Here is a 16,665-nt window from a genome sequence, read left to right on the forward strand (position 1 = left end):
CACCACCTCCCCGCCCCAGCCCCCGGGGGGGGGGGCCCCCCCCCCCCCCCCCCCCCCCCCCCGGGGGGGGGGGGGGGGGGGCCCCCCCCCCCCCCCCCCAACACCCCCAATCGGCACATTTGCGCAGGTCGGGGCCCCAAATCCGGCTGGAATTCGACTGCCCTCCCAGTCCCGCAGCCCCGAACGACTCAACAATCCCGACTTCCGGGACCAGGTCCTACCCCGCCTCTGCCGCCGCCACCGTGCTGCTCGTGGTCGACGAGGCGCACCACATCTCCGACTGCAGCCACGACTTCCGGCCCGGCTGCCGACGGCTGCGCACCATGTTCGCCGATCTGCCCGTCCGCGCTCGACATGGGATGCGACAAACCCGACCTCGGCTTGGTCGCGCACCTCGGCTCTCCCTCCTCGCTCATCGCCTACTACCGGCAGGTGGGCCGCGCGGGCCGGGGCGTCGAGCACGCCGAGGTGCTGCTGCTCCCGGACCAGGAGGACGAGGCGATCGGAACAGAGCAGCTGATGCGCAAGGCCGACGCTGAGGGGGGTGTTTCCGCTGGTCCTCGCCGTTCAGGCGTGACAGGGGCGTCATCCGCCCACGGTTTGGGCAGGGATATCCCTGTCATTCCGGCCGATTTCCATCAGCCGTGCCAATTGCTCGTTGCCGCCTGCCGATACGCCAGGAAGAATTGAGCTCGCTCCCCGCAGCCTTTCGCGGCCCGGAAGGGCTGTGCCGCGGTGCGCCCCACCCAACCCTGCCCGCACCGTGGGCGCGTATGCGAAGGGAGGATCGTGACCTTCGGATTCGCTCCGTCCGCAGCCACTTCGATGTCGGCGTCCTCGGTGTCCGCCGACTCCGCCAACCGCCTTGCCAGAATGCTCGAACCGGCCGAGTGGGCCGCCGCGGGCATACCGTTGCTGCGCAGCCCGCGCGAGGTGGTCAGCGGCCTGCATACCCGGCACCGGCCGACCCCGCAGACTGCTGTCGTCGCCGTACTCGACCATGAGGAACGCCTCACGGCCAGCGCCTCGTTCGCCCGTCGCTCCGTCTCCGCGGACGGCTGGGAGTTCCGGAACGCACTGCTGGCGCATTTGCGCCGGGTCATCCCGCACGATCTGCGTCGCCGCACTCCCGTCCGCACCGCGGTGCTGCTCTACTGCCGCGAGGGTGACGAGCGCTGGACGGAGGAGGACGGGGCGTGGATGTGGGGTCTGCGGGATGCCTGCACGCTGCACGGCCTGCGGTGCGGCGCGTACATCACGCTGACGCGTGGCGGGTGGCAGGTGCTGGGCGAGGGCCGGGGCGGACGCCGGCCCAACTCCGTATCGACGCCTGCGGCTCTCTCCGACACCGTTGCCGAGCATGATCCGTTCCCGCTGCGCACCGGCGGCGGTGCGGCGGAGGCACTACGACGTACCGCGGCCCGCTGACCCGGGTCGTGGGCCCGGCCGCCCCGTCGGGCAGCCGGGTCACCACGGCCGTGCGCGTCGTCCGGCTCAGACGCCGGCGCCGAGCACGGCATTGACCCGCTGCGGGTCACCGCAGACGACCAGCAAGGCTCCGGCACGCTCCCTCGCGAGAGGCAGCACGCGGTCAGTGGCGTCATCGACGTCACCGTTGACCGCGACGATCACCACGGGGCGGGCCTTCACCCGGTCCGCGGCCACGGCACCGGCGAAGAAGACGTCGTCGCCCGCATCGTGCTGGGCCCAGTAGGCGGCTTCTCCGAAGGAGAGTTCGTGCACCGCCCAAGGGTGCTGCTCACCGGTGGTGAGCACCAGGATGTCGCCCGGTGCGCGTCCGGAGTCGAGCAGCAGATCGACGGTCTCGTCCGTGGCGTCGAGCGCACTGCCGGCCGAGGCCGGGATCAGCTGGAACTGCGGCGCGGAACGAGTCTCCGACCGGGCCGCCTGAGGCTGACCGGAGGTGGGGTGCGGGCGCTGCGCCGGGGGCGCGGGCCTCGCGGGGCCAGGCCCCGGACGACCGGGGCGCGGCGTGGCCGCGGAACGCGGGCCGGGTACGGGACGGGGGGTCGGCGCGGTGCGGCCTGCGGCCGGAGTGACGCGGGGACCCTGGGCGCTCTCGTGAATCTGAGGCTCCTCGGGGATGAGAGGCATGGGTGGTTGTCTATCAAACGCCGGCGCAGAGAGCGTCGGCGGGTAGGCACAAATGCGCGATCAGAAGTCGAAGCCGAGTTGGCCCCCGCTTTCCAGTGCAGCCGCCTCGGCGGAGATGCGGATCTTCTTCAGGTGCTGCCACCTGGGCAGCGCGTCGAGGTAGGACCACGAGAGGCGGTGCAGGGGCGTGGGCCCCAGCGCCTCCAGAGCGGCCCTGTGCACGGGGGACGGGTAGCCGGCGTTCGCATCGAACGCGAAAGCGGCGTACTCCCCCGATTCCGCGCCCAGTTCGGCCATCATCGTGTCCCTGTGGACCTTCGCGATCACCGAGGCGGCCGCGACCGCGATGCAGGACTGGTCGCCCTTGATGACGGTTCGGACCGTCCAGGGTTTTCCCAGGTAGTCGTGTTTGCCGTCGAGGATCACTGCGTCGGGGCGCACGGGCAGCGCTTCGAGCGCGCGTATGGCGGCGAGGCGCAGAGCCGCGGTCATCCCGAGCTCGTCGATCTCCAGCGGGGAGGCGTCACCGAGGCCGTAGGCCGTCACCCAGTCCTGGAGCAGCGGCGCCAGCTCGGCACGGCGCTTCGGGCTGATCAGCTTGGAGTCGGTGAGTCCGGCGGGGGGCTTACGGAGGCCGGTGACAGCCGCGCACACGGTGACCGGTCCCGCCCACGCTCCGCGTCCGACCTCGTCGACACCGGCGATGGTCTTGGCACCAGTGGTAGCGCGCAGCGAGCGCTCGACGGTGTGCGTGGGTGGTTCGTACGGCATGGCGCCAGTCAGCGTACGCCGATAGAGACGCCACGAACACCCCGGGGCGCCGGACCGTCGTGCGGCCCGTGGCGTCGCTCCGACGAAACCTCACGGTCCGGCTGCCACCGGTTGCGTTCAGCTGCCGGAAGGCCGGAGTAGCGGAACCATGATCTGATCGATCGATTCGGCGATGTACGCATCCGGCCATTCGCTGCCGCACACCCTGCTGTGGCACATCATCATCGCGAGGATCGGGTCCAGGGCCGGCTCGCTCGTCGCATCGGAGCGGGCTTCACCCCGCTCAACACCCTGGCTCACGACCTTCCGAAGGAGCTCGGTGGACGGCTGGATCACACCTTGGAGGATCACCGCCTGGAAGCGTCCAGAGGCGCTCGAGTCGCACTCGTGAAGCACGGAAAGCAGGGCGGTTCCAGGCGTGGAGAGCATGGCGTCGCGCGTCGGCCCAGTCGGTTGGGGTCGCCCAGAACGAGGAAGGGTGTGTCCTGCACACCTGCCCGGATCGCCCGGTACGACTCGGAGCGGGTCCCTGCACCGTGCGTGCGACCCCGTGCAGGATGCGTACGAGGTGGGGCGGGCAGGGGTCAGTACGGGTCGTACGAATCGTCGCCCTCGTCACCGTTGCGCCCACTGTCTCCTTCGCTCCCCTGCCCCCGGCAGTCCGTCAGAAGAGCATTCGCGCTCCGCTTCTCCAGAATGTCGCGTGCCCGGGCCTCGCCCCAACTGGTGGCGTACCACGGTGCATCGGATGCACGGAGCGTGTGCTGGATCTCGTTGAGGGCACAGGACCGCAGCGGTTCGGGAAGCCTGTCGAGAGCGGGTACGGCGTCGGCCGAGAGTCCGCGGAGGTAGTCGATGTCGATGGTGTGATGGCTGCGGTAACGCTGCACGTTCTGTTCCGCGATCAGCCCGTCGGGCGAGATCAGACCGAACGTGAGCACGGCGGCGGCGGCGCTCGCCGCCACGGCGCGCGGCAGCATACGGGCGCCGAACACGCCCGCCGCCATGATCAGGACGAGCACCACCCCCAGCCAGAGTTCCACCGCAGCCACGGATATGCGCAGCCGGGTCAGGCCGTAGGCATCGACGTACAGGTCCATGCGCCGCAGCGCCGAGGCGACCACCACGAGAGTGAGGAGGCAGAGCGCGCCGAGGACGGTCCGTACGAGCGCGCGGTCGCGCGAGTGCCCGCGCGGTGCCCAGCGCAGCGCGAGCGCGATGACCAGAAGGGTGAGCAGGGTGGCCCACAGCAGCTGCCAGAAGCCCTGGCGGGCGTATGCGGAGTAGCTGAGATCGGTCTCGGCCATCACCTTGTCGTACCCGCCGAGCAGCACGGTGAGCTGGATGGCGATGAAGACGGCGAAGAGCAGATTCAGCGCGATGAGCGGCAGCGCCCACTCCAGGCGCCCGCGGGGCTTCCCGTCGCGCACGATGACGTCGTCCCAGCGCACCGGGGCGGCCGCGGTGTATGCGGCGGTGAGTGCACCGACCAGACCGACCACGAACAGGAAGAACCGCCACGGGGCATCGCCCAGCGACACCTCGGGGATCAGATTGCCGAGCACATCGGCGAACGCGGCATCCGCGCTGGCGAAGAGCGTTCCGAAGACGATGAGCAGGCCGATCGCCACCACAGTGGAACGGAACACGACACCCCACCGGCCGCGGGAACCGGTCATTCGGTCGCGAACACCGCCTGCCCCCCACCTCAGTCCCCCGGCCACGGAAGACAGGAGACCCACCGAACCGAGGAACACGCCGAGCCAGCTGCGGCTGCCGTGCAGCGTCAGCGAGCCCAGCGCAACGGCCGACACAACGGCGAGGAAGACCGGCCAGCCCGCGTCCCTGAGCGCCGGGACCACGAGCAGAGCAAGGCCGCCGACCGCCCAGACCACGGGCCAGGACCGGAGCCGACGGCCCGCTGCCTGCGCGGCGAAGGAGGCCGCGAGTGCGGCGGGGACCGCCACGATCAGCAGGTTCGGGCCGAGTCCGTCACCGAGCAACAACGCGCTGAGGAGCGCGGTGGCGGCGGCCGCCCAGAGTGTGGCGTTACGGATGGCAGCCGGGCGGGCTGGGCGCAGCAGCGCGAGCGTACCGGCTTTCTGCCGACTGCTCTGCCATGGGTTGGGCTGCTGCGGTTGCCACCCTTGTTGCGCGTACGCCGGAACCCTCGGCGCCCGTGGAACGGCGTCCCGCGACTCCGCCACGTCGGACGGCTCCGGTCGCTGCGTCGGCTCCCCCTCCGCCTCCGACTCCATCGCGCGGGACGGTTCCGACGTGCGAGGCGGCTCGGGTGCTCCTGGCTGGGCGGCTGGTTCTGACGCGTGATCGGGCATGGGACCCCTCCCCACCGAGGTCCGCTCACACGGCAGCTGAAGAGTGCGAGCAGCCCGGCATCTCATTCGGCAGACGCCCGTCATGGTGATCACCGAGGGCGGTGTGGCCGAAAGGTTAGCCGCCTGAGGCGGCTCGCAGCCGCCCGCGGCAGGGATGTGTCAGTACCGTGACAGTCGGCCCGTCTCAGCTGCGGCCCGGGCGAGGAAGCCAGTCCGGCAGCTCTTCCGCCTGCGCCGACCAGTCGGCCGGCGGTGCGCCCGCCTTGCCCGCCGCGACTACCCCACCGACGATCGCGCAGGTCGTGTCCACGTCCCCACCGGCCTGAGCGGTCACCCAGAACGCCTTCTCGAAGTCGCCGAGGCTCCGCGCCGCAGACCAGAGAGCGAACGGCACCGTGTCATGTGCACTGGTACGGCGGCCGTTGCCCAGCACCGCGGCCACGGTCCCGGCATCGCCGTAGTCGAGCATGTCGCGGGCCCGGCGGAGCCCGGCGCCCACCGCGCTGCGCGGTACGAGCGCGACCACGCCGTCGAGGAGTTCCTCAGGCGTCGGTGGCCCCCCGGGTGCGGCTGCGAGCGAGGCGGCCGCCGCCACAGCCATCGCACCCACGACGGCTTCCCGGTGCTGATGCGTGGTGTACGAGGAGATCTCGGCCTGGTGCGTGGCCTGCTCGGGGTCGTCCGCGTACCAGGCGCCGAGCGGTGCGATGCGCATCGCTGAACCGTTGCCCCAGGAGCCCTGACCGTTGAAGAGCGCCGACGCCAGCTCGCGCCAGTCGCCGCCCTCCCGGATCAGTCGGAGCATCCGGTTCACGGCAGGGCCGTATCCCCGGTCGAAGTCATGATGGTCGGCGAAGGAGCGGGCGAGCGCGTCCTGGTCGATACGGTCGTGCCCGACGAGCACCGCCAGGACCGAGCAGGCCATCTCCGTGTCATCGGTCCACTGCCAAGGTCCGGGCGGCAATGTCCGCTGTTTCAGGAGCGGATAGTTGACGGGCACAAAGAACTGGGATCCCAGGGCGTCTCCCACGGCCAGCCCGCGCAGGCTGGCCAGGGCGCGCTCGAAGCGTGAGGCAGTAGCGGAGTCAGCGGTCATCGCCCTTCCACTCTATCCGGTGATGCCGTAGGGCTCAGGGGTGCGCCACCGCTCGAACGGCCGGTCAAGGGTGTAGCGCCCGTCCGCGCCGAGCATCAGCATCCGCTTCTCACCGTTGCCGGGATTGGACAGTGACTCGAATTCGGCCACCGACCAGTGGAACCAGCGCATGCAGAACAACCGCATCGTCAGTCCATGAGTGACCAGCAGAACGTTGGGCGGATGGTCGGGGGCTTCGAAGCTCCGGTGCAGACTCTCCAGGAATGCTCCGACCCGGTCGTACACATCGGCGCCGGACTCCCCCTGCGCGAAGCGGTAGAAGAAGTGCCCATAGGCATCCCGGTACGCCTTCTGCAGTCTCACGTCCTCGCGGTCCTGCCAGTTTCCCCAGTCCTGTTCACGCAGCCGTGGCTCCTCCCGCACCCGCACCCGCTCCAGGTCGAGGCCGAAGGACCTGAAGGTCTCGTGCGTGCGGCGGTAGGGCGAGACGTAGACGCTGACCCGCTCCGTGCCGAAGAGTTCGCGCAGCTGGGTCCCCGTCTCCCTGGCCTGCCGCAAGCCCGTCGCGGTGAGCCGCAATGCATGGTCGGGCTCACGCTCATACACCGTGTCGTCGACATTGCCCTCGGACTCGCCGTGCCGGACGAGGACAATGCGCTGCGGTCGTGCCATGTACAGACCCTAAGGGCTGCCCCGGCAGGCGGGCGGGCGTGAGCCGCCTGCGCTGCCCACGGAGAGCGATCCGCCGGGTACCCGCAGGTCCTGGGCACGGAACAGCCCGTTGCCGGAGACATCGCCGACCGGCACGCCGTTCAGTACCCACCGCATCTCGGCAGGACCTGGCTGATCACGAGCGCAAGGGCCCCGGGTGCCGTCGGCTCAGACCGTCCAGGAGGGCTCGAGTTGCACGACGTCCCCCGTCAGAGCCGCCACATCGTCCTCGGTCTGCGCCCGTTGCGAAAGCCGTTCGACGCTCCCCGGCCGGTACTTGCCCCGCTCAGCGCTCGACTGCCACATCGACAACACGAGGAACTCGTGCCCCGGCGCTTCACCGAATACACCGCGCAGCATCCCGGGCGATCCGGCCATCGCCGGATTCCACACCTGCTGCTGCATCAGCGTGAAATGCTCCACGCGGTCCTCATGCACGGTGCTGTGTGCCACTCTGACCACGTCCGCATCAGTGAAATGCGGCTCGAAGCCGGTCTTCACGTCGAAGCGGCATTCGAACAGTTTGACCTGGATGTCGCTGTACGTTCCGGACTGCGCCGCAGCCAACTGGTCATGCGCACGCGCCATGAAGGAGTCGTAGAAGACCCGGTTCTCCCAGAACGCGAACATATGGGCAACCTCCGGCCGCCCCCGACTCCATCCGCCCCCCTGTCCCCTGAACCCCGGCTCACCGAGCAGCCCCGCCCACTTTCGCTGCCCCCGCTCGAAACCACGACGATCCATCACGGTGCAGCGAATCCACTTGACCAGCACCGCGCTATCGTACGGCGCCGAACGTGGCGCCGGTCACGCTCTGCCGGAGTGCGCCCGAACCGGTTAACCCTGACCGGAGAATGATCTCCATGACGGCGTTCCACACCAACCCTCTGTTCGCGCGTCTCGAATCGGCCGAGCGCATCCTCGTGGCCGGGGCGGGTGGCGGCTTCGACATCTACGCGGGCCTGCCGGTGGCGCTCTCCCTGCTCCATCAGGGCAAGGACGTCCAGCTCGCCAATCTGTCGTTCAGTGCGCTCGAAGGGCTTCCCCTTGATGCGTGGCCGGCACCGGACGTCGCCGCGATCACTCCCGAAACGGCCCTCCACCAGGCGTACTTTCCGGAACGCACCCTCGCCCAGTGGCTCGAGCTGCACCACTACCCGAGCACCGTGCACGCCTTCACCCGGGTGGGAGTGCAGCCGCTGCGCGCGGCCTACCGGGCGCTGATCGAACGGTACGACATCGATGCGGTCGTCCTTGTCGACGGCGGTACGGACATCCTGATGCGTGGCGACGAAACCGGGCTCGGCACCCCGGAGGAGGACCTGACCAGCGTCGCCGCCCTCGCCGGAATCGACGGACCGGAGCGCCTTGTCGTCTCCCTCGGCTTCGGAATCGACGCGTACCACGGGGTGAGCCACGGACTCGTCCTGGAGAACATCGCCGCTCTCGAACGCGACGGCGCCTGCCTCGGAGCGTTCTCCGTCTCCCGTACGACGCGCGAGGGAGCCCTCTTCGTCGACGCGGTGGCACATGCCCAGGAGCACACGCCCGAACACCCGAGCATCGTCAACGGATCGATCGCCGCCGCGGTCCAGGGCGCTTTCGGGGACGTCCAGTTCACGTCGCGCACCCGTGGCAGCGAGCTGTTCATCAACCCGCTGATGACGCTCTGCTTCGCCTTCGAGCTGGAAGGGCTGGCCCGCAACTGTCTCTATCTCGACCGCATCGAGAACACCCACCTGATGCGGCAGGTGAGCAGCGCGATCGAGCTCTTCCGCGAAGAGATCAGCCAGCGCCCACCGCGCCGCATCCCGCACTGAACGGCGTCGGGAACAACAATGGCCCGATCCCGCCGCCCGCGCCCAAGCCGGTTGGCCCCAGGGAGAGTTACGGACATGATCGGATGGTACGACCGGTCCGACAGCCCTGCGACAAGGAGGGAAGCGCGATGAGCACTCCCAACAAGAACTTCGAAAAGGTCGAGGTCAAGCTCAAGTGGGACCCCAGTCCGCCGGGTGCGCCCGCTCACGACCTCGACATCATCGCGGCGACCTACCTGGTGGACGAACCGTCCGGCAGCCCCTCGTATCTCGTGCACTTCGACAGCCGCTCGCCGGACGGCACCATCACGCTGAACCGCGACAGCAGGACCGGCCAGGGTCTCGGTTTCGACGAGGTGATGACTCTGGAACTGGAGCGGCTGTCGACCGCGTACGCCCGGGTCGTGGTCGGAGTGGTCATTCAGCAGCGCGACGGCCGGAAGACGTTCGGCGACATAGCCAATACCGGCGTGCAGATTCGCGAGGGCTACACGAACCTGGCGGAGGACGACTTCTCCGGGGTCGCAACCGCTACCGCGGCGACCGTGGCCGAGTTCGTCCGGGACGGATCGGGCGTCTGGACGTTCGACGGAACGGTCCGGGGCTTCGACGGCGACCCCGGTTCGTATGCCGCGATCATGGGAAACCACCAGCCGGGCACCTGACACCTTGGGCGCCGGCAGGACAGACGCCGAGGGCGGCGGAGTCGAGAGACCGACTCCACCGCCCTGACGGTACTTCATGCCCCTACGGGGCTCTGGATCAGCTGCAGCCGCTGGTCGAGCCGCAGCCCTCACAGATGTAGCAGGACCCGGCGCGCTGCATCTTCGTACCGCAGGAGAAGCACAGCGGCGCGTCGGCGCTGATGCCCAGCTGCATCTCGACGAGCTCCGCCGAGGTGTGTGCCGTCCTCGGAGCGGGCATCTCCGCCTCCTGCGGAGCGGCTACCGCCTTCAGCGGCTCCGTCCGGAGCGGGGCGGACTGGGCCAGGCCCTCGACATCCAGCTCGTCGTCCTCGAGAGACGGCTCGTACGAACCGGTGTCGAGGTGACGCTGACGCTCCTCGGCCGAGTGGATGCCGAGTGCCGAGCGGGTCTCGAAGGGCAGGAAGTCCAGCGCCAGGCGGCGGAAGATGTAGTCGACGATCGACTGCGCCATCCGCACATCCGGGTCGTCCGTCATGCCGGCCGGCTCGAAGCGCATGTTCGTGAACTTCGAGACGTACGTCTCCAGCGGGACGCCGTACTGCAGACCGACCGAGACGGCGATGGAGAAGGCGTCCATCATGCCGGCAAGGGTGGAACCCTGCTTGGACATCTTCAGGAAGACCTCACCGAGACCGTCGTCCGGGTAGGAATTGGCGGTCATGTAGCCCTCGGCGCCGCCCACCGTGAAGGAGGTGGTGATGCCGGGACGGCCCTTGGGCAGACGCTTGCGGACCGGGCGGTACTCGACGACCTTCTCGACCGCGCTACGGATGGTCTCCTCGGCCTTGGCCGTAACCTCGGCCTTCTCCTTCTCCTTGGTCTTCGCGGAGAGGGGCTGGCCGACCTTGCAGTTGTCGCGGTAGATGGCGAGCGCCTTGACGCCCATCTTCCACGCCTCGAAGTAGACCTCTTCGACGTCCTCGACGGTGGCCGTCTCCGGCAGGTTCACCGTCTTGGAGAGCGCGCCGGAGATCCACGGCTGGATGGCCGCCATCATGCGCACGTGGCCCATCGCGGAGATGGAACGTTCACCCATCGCGCAGTCGAAGACCTCGTAGTGCTCGGCCTTCAGACCGGGGGCGCCGATCACATTGCCGTGCTCGGCGATGTGGGCGACGATCGCCTCGATCTGCTCCTCCTGGTAGCCCAGGCGGCGCAGAGCCTGCGGAACGGTGCCGTTGACGATCTGCATCGAGCCGCCGCCGACCAGCTTCTTGAACTTGACCAGGGCGAGGTCGGGCTCGAGGCCGGTGGTGTCGCAGGACATCGCGAGACCGATGGTGCCGGTGGGCGCGATGACCGAGGCCTGTGCGTTGCGGAAACCGTTCTTCGCGCCGAGGCGGATGACGTCCTGCCAGGCCTCCGTGGCGGCGGCCCAGATCGGGTTGTCCAGGTCGTCCATGTGGACGGCCGCGGCGTTGGCGTCGGCGTGCTGCTTCATGACGCGCTGGTGCGGCTCGGCATTGCGGGCGTAGCCGTCGTACGGGCCGACGACCGCGGCGAGCTCGGCGGAGCGCTTGTACGAGGTGCCGGTCATCAGCGAGGTGATGGCCCCGGCGAGAGCGCGGCCGCCGTCGCTGTCGTACGCGTGACCGGTCGCCATCAGCAGGGCGCCCAGGTTCGCGTAGCCGATACCCAGCTGACGGAAGGCGCGGGTGTTCTCGCCGATCTTCTGGGTCGGGAAGTCGGCGAAGCAGATGGAGATGTCCATCGCGGTGATGACGAGCTCGACGACCTTGGCGAAGCGCTCGGACTCGAAGGACTGGTTGCCCTTGCCGTCGTCCTTGAGGAACTTCATCAGGTTCAGCGAGGCCAGGTTGCACGACGTGTTGTCCAGGTGCATGTACTCGCTGCACGGGTTCGAGCCGTTGATCCGGCCGGACTCGGGGCAGGTGTGCCACTGGTTGATCGTGTCGTCGTACTGGATACCCGGGTCGGCGCAGGCCCACGCGGCCTCGGCCATCTTACGGAAGAGGGACTTGGCCTCGACCTCTTCGATGACGTCACCGGTCATCCGGGCGCGCAGCCCGAACTTGCCGCCGGACTCGACGGCCTTCATGAACTCGTCGTTCACGCGGACCGAGTTGTTGGCGTTCTGGTACTGGACGGACGTGATGTCGTCGCCGCCCAGGTCCATGTCGAAGCCCGCGTCGCGCAGGGCGCGGATCTTCTCCTCCTCCTTGACCTTGGTCTCGATGAAGTTCTCGATGTCGGGGTGGTCGACATCGAGAATGACCATCTTGGCCGCACGGCGGGTGGCGCCACCGGACTTGATCGTTCCGGCGGACGCGTCGGCGCCACGCATGAAGGAGACAGGACCGGAGGCGTTGCCACCGGAGGACAGCAGCTCCTTGGAGGAGCGGATACGGGAGAGGTTCAGGCCGGCGCCGGAGCCGCCCTTGAAGATCATGCCCTCTTCCTTGTACCAGTCGAGGATCGACTCCATGGAGTCGTCGACGGCCAGGATGAAGCAGGCGGAGACCTGCTGCGGCTGGGGCGTGCCGACGTTGAACCAGACCGGCGAGTTGAAGCTGAAGATCTGGTGCAGGAGGGCGTACGCCAGCTCGTGCTCGAAGATCTCGGCGTCGGCCGGGGACGCGAAGTAGTTGTAGTCCTCGCCCGCCTTCCGGTACGTCTTCACGATCCGGTCGATGAGCTGTCGCAGACCGGTCTCGCGCTGCGGCGTGCCCACAGCACCGCGGAAGTACTTGCTGGTGACGATGTTGACCGCGTTCACCGACCAGAAGTCGGGGAACTCGACGCCACGCTGCTCGAAGTTGATCGAGCCGTCGCGCCAGTTGGTCATGACGACGTCACGGCGCTCCCATGCCACCTCGTCGTACGGATGCACGCCGGGGGTGGTGTGGATGCGCTCGATACGCAGGCCCTGCTTCGTCGCAGTCGACTTGGATCCCTTGGCTCGGGAACCTCGTGCCGGGCCGCTCGCCGTCTCTGTCATGCCGCCTCCCATATGTGGGCAAAAACGCCCTGAAGTGCCCAGAACTTCCCGGGGCACAGTGTGTGTCTGACGCTTCGGATGCCGCGCACAGCACCCGGAGCAGGTTCCTGCAGCCGCCCTGCCGCTGATCTCACAGCCCTGTGTCGATCAGCCGGTGTCACTCAGTCGGCGGCGACGGCAGGAACGGGAACCTCGAGGGTCCCGCCGGTCCCGCATCTCTCCGTGGGAGACCGTCGCTCGCGGAGTTCCACGATCGCGGCCTCGAAGTCTTCAAGTGTGTCGAACGCCCGGTACACGGACGCGAAGCGCAGGTACGCGACGAGGTCGAGTTCCTGCAAGGGGCCAAGAATGGCCAGACCCACGTCGTGAGTGGTCAGCTCGGCGCTTCCGGTGGCGCGCACCGCCTCCTCGACCCGCTGCCCGAGCTTGGCGAGGGCGTCCTCGGTGACCGGCCGCCCCTGGCACGCCTTGCGCACGCCGGAAATGACCTTGGTGCGACTGAAGGGCTCGGTCACCCCGCTGCGCTTCACCACCATCAGCGAGCAGGTCTCCACCGTGGTGAAACGGCGGGAGCAGTCGGGGCACTGACGGCGCCGACGGATCGACGTGCCGTCGTCGGTGGTGCGACTGTCGACGACCCGGCTGTCGGGGTGCCTGCAGAAGGGGCAGTGCATGGCTCCGAACCCTCCTTCACGGCACGACTGAATAGCCTCTCCAGGCCCTGTCGGGGACCTTCGAAGCAGCCACAAGCATAGGCGATGGCCACGGCCGGATCGACCGGCGACCACAACTTCTGGGTGGCTGGAACAATCCAACCACTAGATCTTGGGTTTGGTTGCGCATTTGGCCCTAGCGCGTGTCACGCATCCCGGGCGGCCCGCAGGCAACGTGCGGCCGCCCACGAGGTTACGGGACACTCCCGGCCGCACGGATCGCGGGGCACCCGGCGCCTGACCCGAACGGCCTCCGGAAGAGCACCCCGCGTGGCAGCTACGCGGCCGCGAAGGCTACCGTAATGCTCCGAATTGCCGGTCGCGCCGGAACGCCACAAAGCGACCCGGGCCTGCGCCGGAACACCGCCGGAAACCCACCCGAACCTCGCTCATACACCCAGCAGCGAACAGGGCACGGGCTTTTATTTGTTTTTCACTCGAACGTGTGTTTGGCGCAACCTTTCGAAAGCTACTACCGTTGTCCAGCTAGGGAGACCATTCGAGAGGGGCCGACGTGACCACCACCGCAGACAGTGCCACCATCACTGCCCAGGACCGCTCCCAGAGCCGACTCCAGCCGGTGCATGCCATGAATGACTCAGTCACGAACACGGAGGGGCCGGAGCCCGCACGACCGGCACGCTCGCTCCCCGGCCGACCTCCAGGCATCCGAGCGGACAGCTCTGGGCTCACGGACCGCCAACGGCGCGTGATCGAGGTCATCCGGGATTCCGTTCAACGCCGGGGATACCCGCCATCGATGCGGGAGATCGGTCAGGCGGTGGGCCTGTCCAGCACGTCCTCGGTCGCCCATCAGCTGATGGCCCTGGAGCGCAAGGGCTTCCTGCGCCGCGACCCGCACCGTCCCCGGGCGTACGAGGTCCGTGGTTCGGATCAGCCCAGTACGCAGCCGACCGACACGACCGGCAAGCCCGCCGCATCGTACGTACCGCTCGTCGGGCGGATCGCAGCCGGTGGCCCGATCCTCGCCGAGGAATCGGTCGAGGACGTCTTTCCGCTCCCCCGCCAGCTGGTCGGGGACGGCGAGCTGTTCGTACTGAAGGTCGTCGGCGACTCGATGATCGAGGCGGCGATCTGTGACGGCGACTGGGTCACCGTCCGGCGTCAGCCCGTAGCGGAGAACGGCGACATCGTGGCCGCGATGCTGGACGGCGAGGCCACCGTCAAGCGCTTCAAGCGGGAGGACGGCCATGTATGGCTGCTCCCGCACAACTCCGCGTACCAGCCGATCCCTGGCGACGAGGCAACCATTCTCGGCAAGGTCGTGGCGGTGCTGCGGCGCGTGTGAAGAGACACCTGTTCCGACAGGGCCCCGGGATCCGCTGCACCGGTCCCGGGGCCCTGTCGGTGCGGCTGACGCCGCCGACCGCTCAAGATGAGCAGAAGCCCCGGACGGGCTACCGGATCACCGCCCGTCGGCCTTGGCGGCAGCGTCGATCGCCGCGAGAGAGCGGCGAGCCTGGTTGCGGTCCGTCGTGTACCAGAAGTCGGGAAGCGAGGCCCGGAGATAGCTGCCGTACCGGGCATTGGCCAGCCTCGGGTCGAGCACCGCGACGACCCCCTTGTCGCCCGTGGCTCTGACCAGACGACCGGCGCCCTGGGCCATCAGCAGCGCGGCATGGGTCGCCGCGACAGCCATGAACCCGTTGCCCCCCGCCTCCTCGACGGCCTTCTGGCGTGCGCTCATCAGCGGGTCGTCGGGACGAGGGAACGGGATCCTGTCCATGATCACCAACTGGCAGCTCGCTCCCGGGACATCGACGCCCTGCCAGAGCGAGAGGGTGCCGAAGAGACAGGTCTCGGGGTCGGCCGCGAAGTTCTTGATCAGCTCACCCAGCGTCTCCTCGCCCTGCAGCAGGATCGGCTTGTCGAGCCGGTCACGCAGTTCCTCCGCGGCGGCCTGGGCGGCCCTCATGGAGGAGAAAAGCCCGAGCGTGCGCCCGCCGGCGGCCTCCACCAGCTCGGCAAGCTCGTCCAGCATGTCGGTGCGCGAACCCTCCCGGCCGGGCGTGGCCAGGTGCCTGGCGACGTACAGGATGCCCTGCTTCGGGTAATCGAAGGGCGAGCCGACGTCGAGCCCCTTCCACTGCGGGATGTCGTCGCCCTCGGTGCCCTCGGGAGCCAGGCCCAGGGACGCGCCCACACCGTTGAAGTCTCCGCCGAGCTTGAGCGTGGCAGAGGTCAGGACGACGGAACGGTCCGCGAAGAGCTTCTCGCGCAGGAGGCCGGAGACGGAGAGCGGGGCGACGCGCACGGACGCGCCGAAGCGGTCGTGGCGCTCGTACCAGACGACGTCGTACTCGGATCCCTGGGTGATGCGCTCGGCGACTCCGTGAACCGTCTCCACGGAGGCCATCGCTTGCTTGCGGACGGCATCCTCGTCCTGGACGGACTTGTCCCGGGTGGAACCCAGGGCCGTGATCACGGTGCGTGCAGCGTCGCGGAGCGCCATCAGCGCGTAGCCGAGGTCCTCCGGGACCTCTTCCAGGCGGCCAGGGAGCGCCAGCTCCATCACCCGCTCGAAGCCCTCGGCTGCGGTCTGCAGGGCATCGGCGGCCTTCTCGTTGACCAGTTTCGCCGCGCGGCGCACGGCCCGGTTCACCTGCCCGGGGGTGAGTTCTCCGGTGGCCACTCCGGTGACCCTGGAAACCAGTTCGTGGGCCTCGTCGACGATCAGCACTTCATGCTGCGGGAGCACCGGGGCCCCCTCGATCGCGTCGATGGCGAGGAGCGCGTGGTTGGTGACGACGACATCGGCAAGCTTGGCGCGCTCGCGGGCCATCTCCGCGAAGCACTCCGCGCCGTAAGCGCACTTGCTGGCACCCAGGCACTCCCGGGAGGAGACGGAGACCTGCGCCCAGGCCCGGTCGGAGACGCCGGGGGTGAGATCGTCGCGGTCTCCGGTCTCGGTCTCGTCCGACCAGTCCCGCAGCCGCAGCAGATCCTGGCCGAGCTTGCTCGACGGCGCCGCGGCCTCGAACTGGTCGAAGAGTCCCTCGTCCTCTTCCTGCGGGACACCTTCGTGGAGCCGGTGCAGACAGAGATAGTTCGAGCGCCCCTTGAGCATCGCGAACTGGGGTCTACGGCGCAGCAGCGGATGCAGTGCGTCGACCGTACGCGGAAGGTCGCGCTCCACGAGCTGGCGCTGCAGCGCCAGGGTGGCCGTGGCGACCACGACGCGCTCCCCGTGCGCCAGCGCGGGCACCAGGTAACCGAGCGACTTGCCCGTGCCGGTACCGGCCTGGACCAGCAGATGGGAATTGTCGTCGACAGCCTCGGCAACGGCCTCGGCCATGGAGGCCTGGCCAGGCCGCTCCGTACCGCCGACGGCGGTCACGGCGGCGTGCAGGAGCTCGGGGAGGGATGGCTTTGTCATAGCGCCACCAGCCTACGGTGCACCACTGACAACGGGGATC

Annotated in this window: 15 protein-coding genes and 1 pseudogene; 5 read left to right on the forward strand and 11 right to left on the reverse strand. The window is 68.8% G+C overall.

The genetic code is table 11. The features are described 5' to 3' along the window. Positions 1-175: 175 nt before the first annotated feature. Positions 176-504, forward strand: a pseudogene (locus tag ACNPQM_RS06135) (recombinase RecQ); the annotation flags it as partial. Between the two features lie 285 nt (positions 505-789). After that, complete coding sequence (locus ACNPQM_RS06140) at positions 790-1,428, forward strand: hypothetical protein (protein WP_418083173.1); 639 nt, start codon at positions 790-792, stop codon at positions 1,426-1,428. A 66-nt stretch (positions 1,429-1,494) separates the two neighbouring features. Here the strand turns inward: ACNPQM_RS06140 and ACNPQM_RS06145 are convergent, their stop codons facing one another. From ACNPQM_RS06145 to ACNPQM_RS06180, 8 genes are all read right to left on the reverse strand, one after another. Next, entirely contained in the window at positions 1,495-2,115 is a 621-nt protein-coding gene (locus ACNPQM_RS06145; RefSeq protein ID WP_418083174.1) for a hypothetical protein, read from the reverse strand. Positions 2,116-2,175: 60 nt separating this feature from the next. Further along, positions 2,176-2,886, reverse strand: a complete 711-nt coding sequence (locus ACNPQM_RS06150) for a ribonuclease HII (RefSeq protein ID WP_418083175.1) — start codon at positions 2,884-2,886, stop codon at positions 2,176-2,178. A gap of 117 nt (positions 2,887-3,003) precedes the next feature. Then, a complete protein-coding gene (locus ACNPQM_RS06155) occupies positions 3,004-3,315 on the reverse strand; it encodes a TetR-like C-terminal domain-containing protein (protein ID WP_418083176.1) in 312 nt (103 codons plus the stop codon). 155 nt (positions 3,316-3,470) lie between these two features. Next, positions 3,471-5,222 carry a DUF4153 domain-containing protein gene (locus ACNPQM_RS06160; RefSeq protein ID WP_418083177.1) on the reverse strand — a complete coding sequence of 584 codons (1,752 nt, stop codon included), beginning with the start codon at positions 5,220-5,222 and terminating at the stop codon, positions 3,471-3,473. Between the two features lie 184 nt (positions 5,223-5,406). Next, positions 5,407-6,318, reverse strand: a complete 912-nt coding sequence (locus tag ACNPQM_RS06165) for an ADP-ribosylglycohydrolase family protein (RefSeq protein WP_358858855.1) — start codon at positions 6,316-6,318, stop codon at positions 5,407-5,409. A gap of 12 nt (positions 6,319-6,330) precedes the next feature. Then, positions 6,331-6,990: a histidine phosphatase family protein gene (locus ACNPQM_RS06170; RefSeq protein ID WP_358858856.1), complete on the reverse strand. Its 660-nt coding sequence runs from the start codon at positions 6,988-6,990 to the stop codon at positions 6,331-6,333. 9 nt (positions 6,991-6,999) lie between these two features. Then, a complete protein-coding gene (locus ACNPQM_RS06175) occupies positions 7,000-7,146 on the reverse strand; it encodes a hypothetical protein (RefSeq protein WP_418083178.1) in 147 nt (48 codons plus the stop codon). A gap of 51 nt (positions 7,147-7,197) precedes the next feature. Beyond that, complete coding sequence (locus ACNPQM_RS06180; RefSeq protein ID WP_418083179.1) at positions 7,198-7,803, reverse strand: YdbC family protein; 606 nt, start codon at positions 7,801-7,803, stop codon at positions 7,198-7,200. 89 nt (positions 7,804-7,892) lie between these two features. On the opposite strand from ACNPQM_RS06180, the gene ACNPQM_RS06185 reads away from it, so the two are divergent. Next, positions 7,893-8,849, forward strand: coding sequence for a DUF1152 domain-containing protein (locus tag ACNPQM_RS06185; protein ID WP_418083180.1), 957 nt, complete (start codon positions 7,893-7,895; stop codon positions 8,847-8,849). 128 nt (positions 8,850-8,977) lie between these two features. Beyond that, a complete protein-coding gene (locus ACNPQM_RS06190; RefSeq protein ID WP_418083181.1) occupies positions 8,978-9,514 on the forward strand; it encodes a TerD family protein in 537 nt (178 codons plus the stop codon). 97 nt (positions 9,515-9,611) lie between these two features. On the opposite strand, the gene ACNPQM_RS06195 is transcribed toward ACNPQM_RS06190, so the two are convergent. Beyond that, positions 9,612-12,515: a vitamin B12-dependent ribonucleotide reductase gene (locus ACNPQM_RS06195; RefSeq protein WP_366137313.1), complete on the reverse strand. Its 2,904-nt coding sequence runs from the start codon at positions 12,513-12,515 to the stop codon at positions 9,612-9,614. A 161-nt stretch (positions 12,516-12,676) separates the two neighbouring features. After that, entirely contained in the window at positions 12,677-13,189 is a 513-nt protein-coding gene (gene nrdR / locus ACNPQM_RS06200) for a transcriptional regulator NrdR (RefSeq protein ID WP_358858862.1), read from the reverse strand. Positions 13,190-13,742: 553 nt separating this feature from the next. Between nrdR and lexA the strand changes: the two genes are divergently transcribed. Continuing rightward, entirely contained in the window at positions 13,743-14,537 is a 795-nt protein-coding gene (gene lexA, locus ACNPQM_RS06205; RefSeq protein WP_266980763.1) for a transcriptional repressor LexA, read from the forward strand. Between the two features lie 117 nt (positions 14,538-14,654). Here lexA and ACNPQM_RS06210 read toward each other — a convergent pair whose 3' ends face one another. After that, positions 14,655-16,625 carry an ATP-dependent DNA helicase gene (locus ACNPQM_RS06210; protein ID WP_358858863.1) on the reverse strand — a complete coding sequence of 657 codons (1,971 nt, stop codon included), beginning with the start codon at positions 16,623-16,625 and terminating at the stop codon, positions 14,655-14,657. Positions 16,626-16,665 lie beyond the last annotated feature (40 nt).

It is taken from the genome of Streptomyces sp. NPDC056231 (assembly GCF_048270745.1).
GTDB lineage: Bacteria > Actinomycetota > Actinomycetes > Streptomycetales > Streptomycetaceae > Streptomyces.